Below are 11725 nucleotides of genomic sequence, written 5' to 3'. Positions count from 1 at the left end.
TGATTTTCTTTCAGCTGCGCCGTGCAAGAATGCCGGCGCAATTACCGTCGGAGTGTACGTAAATGGCCCTCATCAACAAGGCAATCTTCCCGGTTGCCGGACTCGGCACACGCTTTCTGCCCGCCACCAAGGCCCAGCCCAAGGAGATGCTGCCGGTGGTCGACAAGCCGCTGATCCAGTACGCGGTGGAGGAAGCCTACGCCGCGGGTATCCGCCAGATGATCTTCGTGAACGGGCGTAACAAGCGCGCCATTCCGGATCACTTCGATACCGCGTTCGAACTCGAGACCGAACTGGAAGCCGCCGGCAAGAAGGAACTGCTGGCGATGGTCCATTCGATCAAGCCCGACGACATGGAGTGCATCTACATCCGCCAGCCCAAGGCCCTGGGCCTGGGACACGCGGTGCTGTGCGCCCAGTGTGTCGTCGTCAACGAGCCCTTCGCGGTGCTGCTGGCCGACGACCTGATGGTCGGCAAGCCGCCGGTGCTCAAGCAGATGGTGGACCAGTTCTCCGAATGGCAGGCGTCCATCCTGGCCGTCCAGGAAGTGCCGGCCGAGCACACCAAGCGCTACGGCATCGTGGCCGGCGCGCCGATCAGCGACCGCCTGATGGACCTCACCCACATGGTGGAGAAGCCCGCCCCTGAAGACGCGCCGTCGCGCCTGGGTGTGGCCGGCCGGTACATCCTGACGCCGGGCGTGTTCCGCGAGATCGCCACGCAGCCGCGCGGTGTCGGCGGCGAGATCCAGCTGACCGACGGCATCGCCGCGCTGATGCGCCGCGAGAAGGTCTTCGCCTTCCGTTATGAAGGCAAGCGCTACGACTGCGGCAGCAAGGAAGGTTTCCTGCAGGCCAACGTGGAACTCGCGCTGGCTCACCCGGAACTGGGCGCCAGTTTCCGCGAGTACCTCAAGGCCCTGGAAATCTGACCGCGCGGAACTCGCGCGCAAGCCGCGCTGAACTTCTGACGGCAGGACTTCCCGTCACCGACCCGTCATGAAGCGCGAAGGCCACGCAGAGCGTGGCCTTCTTCGTTTGCGGGACCAAGTGCGGGACTGCGTTTGCGAGGCCCCACGGTCCGGCGTTGCCGATTCAGCGCCGCTTGAGCACGTGGATGAACTCGTCCCCCGCCGCCGTCTGCTCGACCAGCTCGTTGCCGGTCTGCCGCGCGAAAGCCTGGAAGTCGCGTGTCGAGCCGGGATCCGTCGCGACCACCTTCAGCAGCTGACCGCTTTCCATCTCCGCCAGTGCCTTCTTGGCCTTGAGGATGGGCAGCGGGCAGTTCAGGCCGCGGGTGTCGAGTTCCTTGTGAATGTCCATTGAGAGCGTCCTTGCCGCCGATGACCGGGGCGATGAGGCGAGATTCTAGTCAGCCGGCCCCGCCGCTTCACGTGCGGGGCGGCATCCACTTCGGTTCGATGCCGCGCCCGCGCAGCCAGTCGGCCAGGGCCTGCCCGGTACCGGCGGGCCAGCATTCGAGCTGCTCCGGCGGTGTCAGCGTGTACTCGACCAGCTCGGGCGACAACGTGACCTCGCCGCGCGCGGGCACGTGGTACGCGATGATGACCTGGTTCTTCTTCTGGAAGTCGTAGACGCCGACCAGCGTCGCGCCCAGCGCCTCCAGCGAGGTCTCCTCCAGCACTTCGCGCCGGATGCCCTCCTCCGGCGACTCCCCGGCCTCCATGAAGCCGGTGATCAGGCCGAAGAACGGTCCCGGCCAGGCCGCATTGCGCGCGAGCAAGACCTGGCCCTCGCGGTCCACACACTCGACGACGGCGGCCAGCACCGGCGTCGGGTTGTTCCAGTGCGTGAAGTCGCAGTTCGGGCAACGCAGCCGGGTCTTCGGGCCGCCGTCTTCCGGCAGTTCGATCCATGCCAGCTCACTGGCGCATTGCGGGCAGAAGCGGAAGCTCATGAGGCGTGGGCGCCGTAGCGCCTGCGTGTCGCGGAACAGGCATCATCCCCGATCCGCGGTCCCGCTGCTCAGGCGGGAAACACCCCGGTGGAGAGGTAGCGGTCGCCGCGATCGCAGACCACGAAGACGATGGTCGCGTTCGACACCTGCCGTGCGATCTGCATCGCAACCCAGCAGGCGCCTGCTGCCGAGATGCCGCCGAACAGGCCTTCCTCGCGCGCCAGGCGGCGGGCCATGTCCTCGGCATCGGATTGGCCGACCAGCACCAGTTCGTCCACGGTCTCGGGTCGGTAGATCTTGGGCAGATAAGCCGCCGGCCACTTGCGGATGCCAGGGATGCGCGATCCTTCGGCCGGCTGCGCGCCGACGATGCGCACGTCGGCGTTCTTCTCTTTCAGGAAGCGCGACACGCCGGTGATCGTGCCGGTCGTGCCCATCGCGCTGACGAAATGCGTGATCCGTCCGCCGGTGTCGCGCCAGATCTCCGGCCCGGTGGTCTCGTAGTGGATGCGCGGGTTGTCGCTGTTGGCGAACTGGTCCAGCACCCGACCCTTGCCGTCGCGCTGCATCTGCTCGGCGAGATCGCGGGCGTACTCCATGCCGCCGGAGCGCGGGGTCAGGATGAGCTCGGCCCCGAAGGCCTTCATCGTCTGGGCGCGTTCGACCGACAGGTCCTCCGGCATGATCAGCACCATGCGGTAGCCGCGGATCGCCGCGGCCATCGCCAGCGCGATGCCGGTGTTGCCGGACGTCGCCTCGATCAGCGTGTCGCCGGGCTTGATCTCGCCGCGCTCCTCCGCGCGCCGGATCATGCTGATGGCGGGTCGGTCCTTCACGGAGCCCGCCGGGTTGTTCCCTTCCAGCTTGGCCAGCAGCACGTTGCCGCGCGCGGCCAGCTCGGGACCGAGCACCCGCTGCAGTCGCACCAGCGGCGTGTTGCCGATGACATCTTCCAGGGTCGGATAGCTCGTGGGGTCGAAGGCGCTTGCATCACTCATAACCACGCATTCTCTCAGTGGAGGTCAGGTCTTGCGTGGCATAATGGCTTTCTCATTTCGCGGCGCTCCGTTGCCTCCACGTCAACGGTCACCAGCCGCACGACGGTCGCCCACGGCGGCCTTCAGAAGAAGCAAAACCGTGCCGCCCGGATGGCGAAATCGGTAGACGCAGGGGACTCAAAATCCCCCGCCGCAAGGTGTGCCGGTTCGAGTCCGGCTCCGGGCACCAGGTTCTTGCTTCCCAGCGCTGTCTCGCAGCGCTCCCCCTCTCCTTCCCTCCGCACTTCCCCCTGCTGTCGTCAGGTCTACACCTGCTGCGACTGCCCCTGCGCGCCGTTTTTCGGTCGGATTGCAAGGCTGAGCTGAGCATATTTGCTAGCCCACATTAACTATACAACCCACCTATTTAAACTGCATTCCTTGAGCCACCCCACCAATCAACAGTAGTTTCTAGTGTCGAGCCCGTCTATTCCAGGCAGACGCCGACAGCCAATCCTCTCACTTCAATAGCAGGTTCTGACAAAACCGCGAAAACACCCACCAACGCCACCGAATTCGTGGAGTTTCCACAGGCCTTCAAGTTTCACTCCGAAAATCTCGACCAGCCCATTTATCTAGCGCCCTGACATGAATCTAATGCGCCCCATGGTTGAACACCGCGGACGCAGCGTTCAACCGTTCCAGCAATCCGGACGTCCTCCGATGTCCGACACGTTCGCGCCACGGCGCGGGGGAACTGACACATGGACGCACGATTCATCCGGCACTGGCGACGCTCCACGGGTATCGCCACCATCGCCTGGCTCCTGCTGGGCCACCCCGCGCGGGGTGCAGATCTTCCCGGATGCGATGTTCCGGCCGCCTCCGACGGACCGTTGACGCTGACCGCGGCCGTCGACGCCGCACTCTGCCGCAACATCAAGACGTCGACGGCGTGGCAGACCGTCCAGGCGCGCACCGCCGAGGTCGGCATCGCCCGCGCCGCCTCGCTGCCCACCGTCAACGCCAGCCTCCTCGCACAGGACACCACCACCCGGACGCCAGGCGCCTTCGATCCGACCAACCGGATCCGAGGACTGGGCGGATCCGTCGGCGTGAACTGGCGCCTGTTCGACTTCGGGGAGCGGGCTGCCAACCAGTCCGCCGCGGACAGCCTGCTGGCGGCGGCAGTCGCCAGCCGTGACGACGCCGTGCGCAAGACGGTCGCCGAGACCGTTCAGGCCTATTTCGCGGCCCTGCAGGCGCGGGCCACGCTGGAGGCCCGCCAGCAGGCCGCCCGCCAGGCGGCCCGCACGCTGGCGGCGGCCGAGCGGAGAGAGGACCGCGGCATCGCCGGCCGCAGCGACACGCTCCAGGCGGAGACCGCCCTGGCCCGCGCCCGACTGTCCCGCCAACGCGCCCAGGCGGACGTCGACAAGGCGTTCTCGTCGCTCGGCTACGTGATCGGCGCCCCCGTGGGCACGCCGCTGACCCTCCCGGCCCGCACGCCGTTCGACGCCGACACGCCGACGCCCGACCTGGGCACGCTGCTCGACGAAGCCCGGCAGCGTCACCCGGCCATCCTGGCCGCCCGGGCGCAACGCGACGCCGACGCCCGCAAGGTGTCCGCGACCCTCTCCCAGGGCCGACCCACCGTCGATGTCAGCCTGTCCCACCAACGCAACGGGCCCTCCAGCTCGGGCGCCGCATCCGGACGGTCGAGCACCGTTTCCGCCGGCTTCACCCTGAATATCCCTCTATTCGACGGGTATTCCAACAAATACCAGGTACAGCGCGCCCAAGCACAGGCCAGGAATTCCGAAGCCCAGGTCACCGACGCCGAGCAGCAGATATTGAGCGAACTCGTCACCGCCGTCGCGGACATCCAATCCTCACGGGCCTCGCTGGATTCGTCGAAACAATTGCTGGATACCGCCACCACCGGCCTGGAATCCGCGGAAAACCGTTACCAACGCGGTGTCGGCGACATCCTGGAACTGATCAACGCCCAGAACGCCCTCGGGGACGCCCTGGAATCCCGGGCCCAGTGCGAATCCCTGTGGCATGCGGCGCGTCTGAAACTGCTGGCTGATATCGGCCAGTGGCAAGGCAACACGGATATCGCCTCCGTCCGGCCGGCCGCCTTCCCCGCCCGCTGAATTCCCCCTCGGTCCTCCGTCGCGACGGCCATGACGCCGACCGCGCGCGCTGAGTCGCGCCCCGCCCGGAACGCCTCTTCGACCCCCTTGCCCGTGTTGCCATGACCAACCTCACCAATCCCAACGCCTTGAATCAAGCCGCGTTCTCCGCCCTGAGCGCGGTTGAGATCCAGCAGATTCCGACCTCCGCGCTCGGCGGACTCGACAAGAACCATTACCGGTGGCTCACGAAGACGCAGGTCGCCGCGATGTCGACCCAGCAGATCGCGGCCCTGGCGCATCCCGACTGGCTGCCGCCGGCTGCCGTCAGCGGTCTCACCGCCCAGCAGGTGGCTGCGATCAGCATCTCCTGGTACTGGATGTCGGCGGACTGGCTCAATGCGCTCTCCCCCGCCGCATTCGCCGGCATCCCGCCTGCGGGCATCGAACAGTTGTCGGATGCGGCGGTGAAGGGTCTCGGCAAGGCGGACGTCAGCGCCATGACTGCGCAGCAGGCAGCCGCCCTCCTCCATCCGGAATTGCTGTCGCCGGCGGCCGTCTCAGGGTTGACGCCGTCGGCGGTTGCCGCGATCGCGCCCCAGGCCTGGGGCAAGGTGTCGTCCGATTCCCTGAACGCGCTGACGCCTGCCGCCTTCGCGGCCCTTCCGCCCTCGGCGATCGCCAACCTCAGCGCCGCGGCCGTCCGGGGACTTCCCGACGCCAGCGTCCAATCGATGACCGCGGCCCAGTTCGCGGCCATCGCCGACACCGACTGGGTGCCCCTGTCGGCCGCCGCCAAGCTCAAGCCCGAGCAGCTCAAGCTCGCCACGGACTGGGATTCCGCCAGCGCGCGCTGGCTCAATGCCCTGTCCACCGACGCCTTCGCCGCGATCCCGGCGGCCGGCATCAATCAGATGTCGCTGGCCGCGCTGCAGGGCCTGGATGCCACTCGTCGCGCCATCGCGCTCAAGAGTGCGGATGAAGTGCATACGGGCTACCTCGACATGGCGTCGAAGGACGCCTCGATCAATTACGACAGCGTGCTGACCAAGCTCCAGACGATGACCGCCGGCATCGGTGCCGGCGGACTGAGCGCCGCCCAGTTCGACGCTTTCAACAACACGCTGGCCTCGGCCAGGAGCGCCACCGGCGACCCGAGCTACGTGTCGTCGCTGATGGGCTGCATGCTCCGCGACGGCGTGCAGGTGAACATGAGCGCGGATGCGTTCAAGCAGTCCGTCGACAAGTGGTTCCTGGGCAGCAACAGCGCCACCGCCGACAGCTACGTGGACGTGTCCGATCAGCCGCTGTTCGCCGGCTCCATCCAGCAGGCGACGAACCGCCTGGCCCAAGGCGGGCTCGGCGACTGCTGGCTGATCTCGTCGCTGGAAGACATCGCCGCCGACGCGCCGGAGCGTCTCAACGGCCTGATCAGCGCGAACGGCAACGGCACCTACGCCGTCAAGTTCTTCAACGGCGGCACCGATCCGGTCTTCGTCACGGTCGACGGCAAGGTCGCCAACTACGGCGCCGGCACCGACGCCGGCGGATGGGCGCGACTGGTCGAGGAAGCCTACGTCTCGGCTTGCGCCAGCGGGATGTTGCAAGGCAATGGCTATGACACCCCGTGGGCCAACAAGACCGATCAGCTCGACGGCGGCGTTCCCGCCTACGCCTTGCGGACGATCGCAGGCGGCCACGACTACACGAACTATGAGAGCGGCGCCGACGCCTGGGAAGCCGTCAAGGCCGCGCTGGAAAGCGGATCGGGTCTGGTCAGCTACGCGTCGAGCGACAAGGTGTCGACCGGCAGCGACGGCAAGACCAACCTGGTAGGCAGTCACGCGTTCTCCGTCATCGGCGTCGACGAGACCAATCACAAGTTCATCTTCCGCAATCCGTGGAGCGCGGACCTGGTGTTCGAACTATCGCCGCAGGAACTGGACGCCATCGCCGGCAGCGGCGAGTTCACCGTGATCGCGACGCCGGCGGACTACGGCAGCGCGGTCGCCCATTTCGCCGGCGTGGACTGGACGGGCGTGAGCGCCGACTGGATCAACGGCCAGACGCCGGCCATGATCGCCGCCATCACGCCGCAGGCGCTGAGCCAGCTCTCCGCAGCAACCGTCCAGGGACTGAGCGCAACCACCCTGCAGCACTTGGGCACGCAGCAGCTGGCATCGTTGTCCCACCTGGACCAGTTGACGGCGTCGGCGATCACCGGACTGTCGGAGGACCAGTTCTCGGCATTGGGTCCGGACTGGTTCAACGCGCTGTCGCCGGCCGCCGTCGCCGCCCTGCCGATCGAGGCCATCCGGAACCTGTCGACTGAAACCGTCGCGGGACTGTCCCCCACGATGGTTCACGCGTTGACGCCGCAACAGGTGGCGGCCATCGCACATCCCGACAAACTGTCCGCTGCCGCCTTCGGCGGCCTGACGGCCGCGCAGGTGCCGTCGATCTTGGTGTCGTGGTACTGGATGTCGGCCACCCAGATCAACGCCATGCCGCCGGCCGCCATCGCCGCGCTGTCCGCCCAGGCCATCAAGGACATCGAGTCCTCCGGTGCCGGCCGAGGCCTCAGCGCCTCGACGATCCACGCCATGACCGCGCAGCAGATCGGGGCCATGGCGCATCCGGACTGGCTGTCCGCGAGCGCCTTCTCCGGCATGACTGCGGCACAGGTGCCCGCCATCGCCATCTCGTGGGGATGGATGTCGGCCGACCAGCTCAACGCCCTGTCCCCAGACGCCTTCGCCGCCATCCCGGCCGCTGGCGTCAATCAGATGACCCAGGCCTCGCTGCAAGGCCTGGACGCGACGCACCACGACCTCGCGCTCAAGCGCGCCGATGCGACGCACGCCGGCTATCTGGCGCCTGCACCGGTGCCGACGGGCAGTGCCGCGCCGCTGGTCCAGGCCATGGCGGGCTTCAACGTGCCTCCACCGGTGACAACCGGCGCCCACGGACACCCGGGCACGCATTCGCCGTACACGCTGGTCAAGGCGCACTGACGCCGCCCTGCGCTTCCCCACGTCGCCTCACGCCGCGGACCGATGCCGGTTCCGCAGCGTCACTCCCCCTCCAACCGGTCGTCACCGCGACCGGCTACCGCGAGACCCCCATGGACACGACGATCACGGACATCGCCCCCGACGTTCCCAAGCCCGACACCGGCCTTCAATGCCTGCTGGCGATCGCCTCGCTGCACGGCGTCGCGGCGGACGAGGCCCAGCTGCGCCATCGATTCGGGAGCGACCCGTTCAATCGCCAGACGCTGCTGCTGGCCGCCCAATCGCTGGGCCTGAAGGCCAAGGCCGTGCGCCAGGCGCCGGACCGCCTGCAGCAGGCGCCGCTGCCCGCGATCGCCAAGGACAAGCGCACCGGCGACTATCTCGTCGTCGCCCAGTACCGCCAGCAGGAAGGGCAGCCGGCCCAGCTGCTGATCCAGTACCCGGGCCAGGCGCCGAGGATCCTGTCGGTCGAGGATTTCCTCGCCCGCTGGAGCGGCACGCTGATCTATTTCGCAAGCAAGGCGAGCTTCGCGGGCGACATGGCGAAGTTCGACTTCACCTGGTTCATCCCGGCGATCGTGCGCTACCGCCGCATCCTGACCGAGATCCTGGCGATCTCGCTGGTGATCCAGCTCATCGGCCTGGTCACGCCGATGTTCTTCCAGGTGGTCATGGACAAGGTCCTGGTCAACCACGCGATGCGCACGCTGGACGTGGTCGCGGTCGGACTGATCGCCGCCACCGTCTTCGAAGTGGTGCTCACCGGCATCCGTTCCTGGGTCTTCTCGCACACCAGCAACAAGCTCGACGTCGAGCTGGGCGCGCGGCTGTTCCGCCATCTGGTCGCCTTGCCGCTCGCCTACTTCCAGGCCCGGCGCGTGGGCGACTCGGTGGCCCGCATCCGGGAGCTGGAGAACATCCGCTCCTTCCTCACCGGCAACGCGCTGACGCTGGTGCTGGACCTGGTGTTCTCGGTGATCTTCTTCGGCGTGATGCTGTGGTACAGCCCGACCCTGACGCTGATCGTCGCGCTGTCGATCCCGCTGTACCTGATCCTGTCGGTGGCCGTGACGCCGGTGATGCGCGCGCGGCTGGACGTCAAGTTCAACAAGAGCTCGGAGAACCAGTCCTTCCTGGTCGAGACCATCAGCGGCATCGACACGGTGAAGGCCATGGCCGTGGAACCGCGCTGGATCCAGAAGTGGGAACAGCAGCTGGCCGGCTACGTCGCGGCGGGACAGTCCGTCAACAACGTCGCCACCATCGCCAGCAGCGGCGTGACGCTGGTCAGCAAGCTGGTGAGCGCGGCCATCATGTGGGCCGGCGCGATGCTGGTCATCGACCGCAAGCTGAGCGTGGGCGAGCTGGTCGCCTTCAACATGCTCGCCGGCCAGGTCTCCAGTCCCATCCTGCGCCTGGCCCAGCTCTGGAACGACTTCCAGCAGGTCGGCATCTCGGTCGCCCGACTGGGCGACGTGCTGAACGCGCAGCCGGAGATCGCCGGCGCCAAGACCCGCCTGCCCCGGCTGCAAGGCGCGATCGAATTCGACAACGTCGCCTTCCGCTACAAGCCCGACGCGCCGGACGTGCTGCGCGGCGTGAGCCTGCGGGTCGAGCCGGGCCAGGTGATCGGCATCGTCGGCCGCTCGGGCTCGGGCAAGAGCACGCTGACCCGGCTGGTGCAACGGCTCTACGTGCCCAACCGCGGGCGGGTGCTCATCGACGGCCAGGACGTGTCGGTCGTCGACACCGCCTCGCTGCGACGCCAGGTCGGCGTCGTGCTGCAGGACAACGTGCTGTTCAACCGCTCGATCCGCGAGAACATCGCGCTGATCGATCCGGCGCTGCCCATCGAGGCGGTGATCCGGGCGGCCAAGCTCGCGGGGGCGCATGAATTCATCTGCGCGCTCCCGGACGGCTACGACACGATGGTCGGCGAACACGGCACCGGTCTGTCCGGCGGGCAGCGTCAGCGCATCGCGATCGCCCGCGCGCTCATCGGCAACCCGCGCGTGCTGATCTTCGACGAAGCGACCAGCGCCCTGGACTACGAGTCCGAAAAGATCATCCAGGACAACATGCGCGCCATCTGCGAGGGGCGCACCGTCCTGATCATCGCCCACCGCCTCTCGGCGGTCCGCGACGCCGACCGGATCGTGGTCATGGAACGCGGCGAGATCGCCGAGTTCGGCACCCACCACGAACTGCTGGCCAATCCGCAAGGCATCTACACCCATCTGAACGCGCTGCAGCACGGCGCCCACGAGGTGACGGCATGAACGTCCTGTACCGACTCCAGGCGGCCGGAGACCTGATCGCCCGCTATATCGGCACCGCACGCGAAGCCTGGCGCCACGAGGCCACCGACAGGACGCCGCGACGCACGGCGCGCGAGGCCGAGTTCCTGCCCGCGGCCCTCGCGCTGCAAGCCAGTCCGGTGTCGCCCGCCGGCCGCTGGGTGGCGCGCATCCTGATGCTGATCGTCGTGTCGACGTTGGCGTGGTCCTTCCTCAGCCACGTCGACATCGTGACCGTCGGCCAGGGCAAGGTGGCCGTCAACGGCGAGACCAAGACGATCTCCTCGACCCAGGTCGCCAGCGTGCGCGTTCTTCACGTGAGCGAGAACCAGCAGGTCCGCGCAGGACAGTTGCTGATCGAGCTGGACAACCGCGAAGTCGACAGCGAGCTGGACAAGGCCGAAGGCGAGCGCCAGGCGGCCGCCGTGCAGGTGGCCGTGCAGACCGCGCTGATCGATGCGCTGAACACGGGCCGCGCGCCGCGGCTGCCGGCGCTGGCCGAGTTGTCCGCGCAACGCCGACAGGAGGCCGATCAGTCCCTGTCCAGCGCCTGGAACGACTATGCCGCCCGCCGCGACCACCTGACGACGGACATCGCGCGCTACACCGGCGCGCTGCCGATCGCGATCGATCGGGAACGCGAATACGCGGAACTGGCGCGGACGCGCGACGTGGCGCAGGACGCCTTCCTGCAGCGGAAGATGACCCGCATCGAGCTGGAAGGCCAGCTCTCGCAGGCCCGCAGCCAGCTGCGCGAACTGACCGCCACCACCCGCAAGCAGGCGGACGACCGCCTGGCCGAAGCCGCCCGCGTCACGCAATCCTCGCGCCAGGACGTGGTCAAGGCCGCGGCGCGCCAATCGCTGCTGCAGCTGCGCGCCCCGGTCGACGGCACCGTCCAGCAGTTGACGACGCACACCGTCGGCGCCGCCATCCCGGCAGCGCAGCCCCTGATGCAGATCGTTCCGCTGAACAGTCGCGTCCAGTTCGAGGCCTTCATCGAGAACCGCGACGTGGGCTTCGTGCGCGAAGGTCAGGAGGTCGCCGTGAAGATCGACGCCTTCGACTACACGCGCTACGGCACCTTGAACGGCCGGGTCGCGCATGTCTCGCGCGATGCGGTGCAGGACGAGAAGCGCGGACCGATCTACGCCGTCTCCGTAACGCTGGAACAGACCGCCCTCGACGTCGAAGGCCGGCGCATGCCGATCGGCCCGGGCATGACCGGCACCGTGGACATCCGCACCGGCACGCGACGTGTCATCGACTACCTCCTGTCGCCGCTGATCCAGCACCAGCGCGAGAGCCTGCGGGAGCGCTGACAGTCCCCGCCCGATTTCCTCCCGATTTCCCTCCGCTTTCCACCCGAGTGGCCGCTCCC

General features: G+C 67.7%; 8 protein-coding genes and 1 tRNA gene. 6 read left to right on the top strand and 3 right to left on the bottom strand.

From position 1 onward, the window contains the following. Window positions 1–62: 62 nt before the first annotated feature. Window positions 63–932 carry a UTP--glucose-1-phosphate uridylyltransferase GalU gene (gene galU, locus ACQZ13_RS12235; RefSeq protein ID WP_067274262.1) on the top strand — a complete coding sequence of 290 codons (870 nt, stop codon included), beginning with the start codon at window positions 63–65 and terminating at the stop codon, window positions 930–932. Window positions 933–1095: 163 nt separating this feature from the next. Here galU and ACQZ13_RS12230 read toward each other — a convergent pair whose 3' ends face one another. The 3 genes from ACQZ13_RS12230 to cysM all read right to left on the bottom strand — a co-directional run bounded on the left by ACQZ13_RS12230 (window position 1096) and on the right by cysM (window position 2916). Further along, window positions 1096–1323: a sulfurtransferase TusA family protein gene (locus ACQZ13_RS12230; RefSeq protein WP_088406471.1), complete on the bottom strand. Its 228-nt coding sequence runs from the start codon at window positions 1321–1323 to the stop codon at window positions 1096–1098. Between the two features lie 67 nt (window positions 1324–1390). Beyond that, on the bottom strand, window positions 1391–1918 hold the full coding sequence (locus ACQZ13_RS12225; protein ID WP_431052262.1) for an NUDIX domain-containing protein: 528 nt from the start codon (window positions 1916–1918) through the stop codon (window positions 1391–1393). 68 nt (window positions 1919–1986) lie between these two features. After that, window positions 1987–2916, bottom strand: a complete 930-nt coding sequence (cysM, locus tag ACQZ13_RS12220) for a cysteine synthase CysM (RefSeq protein ID WP_088406469.1) — start codon at window positions 2914–2916, stop codon at window positions 1987–1989. A 144-nt stretch (window positions 2917–3060) separates the two neighbouring features. Here cysM and ACQZ13_RS12215 point away from each other — a divergent pair. The 5 genes from ACQZ13_RS12215 (at window position 3061) to ACQZ13_RS12195 (ending at window position 11666) form a co-directional block, all read left to right on the top strand. Beyond that, window positions 3061–3145, top strand: a tRNA-Leu gene (locus ACQZ13_RS12215). Between the two features lie 514 nt (window positions 3146–3659). Then, entirely contained in the window at window positions 3660–5054 is a 1395-nt protein-coding gene (locus ACQZ13_RS12210) for a TolC family protein (protein WP_431052260.1), read from the top strand. 101 nt (window positions 5055–5155) lie between these two features. Beyond that, window positions 5156–8047: a C2 family cysteine protease gene (locus ACQZ13_RS12205; RefSeq protein WP_431052258.1), complete on the top strand. Its 2892-nt coding sequence runs from the start codon at window positions 5156–5158 to the stop codon at window positions 8045–8047. A 110-nt stretch (window positions 8048–8157) separates the two neighbouring features. Beyond that, entirely contained in the window at window positions 8158–10326 is a 2169-nt protein-coding gene (locus ACQZ13_RS12200; protein WP_431052256.1) for a type I secretion system permease/ATPase, read from the top strand. Next, entirely contained in the window at window positions 10323–11666 is a 1344-nt protein-coding gene (locus tag ACQZ13_RS12195; protein ID WP_431052254.1) for an HlyD family type I secretion periplasmic adaptor subunit, read from the top strand. Before ACQZ13_RS12200 ends, ACQZ13_RS12195 begins: the two co-directional genes overlap by 4 nt. The last annotated feature ends 59 nt before the right edge of the window (window positions 11667–11725 follow it).

It is taken from the genome of Roseateles sp. L2-2 (assembly GCF_050613215.1).
Lineage (GTDB): Bacteria > Pseudomonadota > Gammaproteobacteria > Burkholderiales > Burkholderiaceae_C > Roseateles > Roseateles noduli.
Note: the sequence above shows the minus strand (reverse complement) of the source record. Positions and strands in the feature narration are given on the sequence as shown.

Excerpts from the sequence above, each read along its gene's own strand:
- galU (WP_067274262.1), top strand. The coding sequence starts at position 63 with ATGGCCCTCATCAACAAGGCAATCTTCCCGGTTGCCGGACTCGGCACA.
- ACQZ13_RS12230 (WP_088406471.1), bottom strand. The coding sequence starts at position 1,323 with ATGGACATTCACAAGGAACTCGACACCCGCGGCCTGAACTGCCCGCTG.
- ACQZ13_RS12225 (WP_431052262.1), bottom strand. The coding sequence starts at position 1,918 with ATGAGCTTCCGCTTCTGCCCGCAATGCGCCAGTGAGCTGGCATGGATC.
- cysM (WP_088406469.1), bottom strand. The coding sequence starts at position 2,916 with ATGAGTGATGCAAGCGCCTTCGACCCCACGAGCTATCCGACCCTGGAA.
- ACQZ13_RS12210 (WP_431052260.1), top strand. The coding sequence starts at position 3,660 with ATGGACGCACGATTCATCCGGCACTGGCGACGCTCCACGGGTATCGCC.
- ACQZ13_RS12205 (WP_431052258.1), top strand. The coding sequence starts at position 5,156 with ATGACCAACCTCACCAATCCCAACGCCTTGAATCAAGCCGCGTTCTCC.
- ACQZ13_RS12200 (WP_431052256.1), top strand. The coding sequence starts at position 8,158 with ATGGACACGACGATCACGGACATCGCCCCCGACGTTCCCAAGCCCGAC.
- ACQZ13_RS12195 (WP_431052254.1), top strand. The coding sequence starts at position 10,323 with ATGAACGTCCTGTACCGACTCCAGGCGGCCGGAGACCTGATCGCCCGC.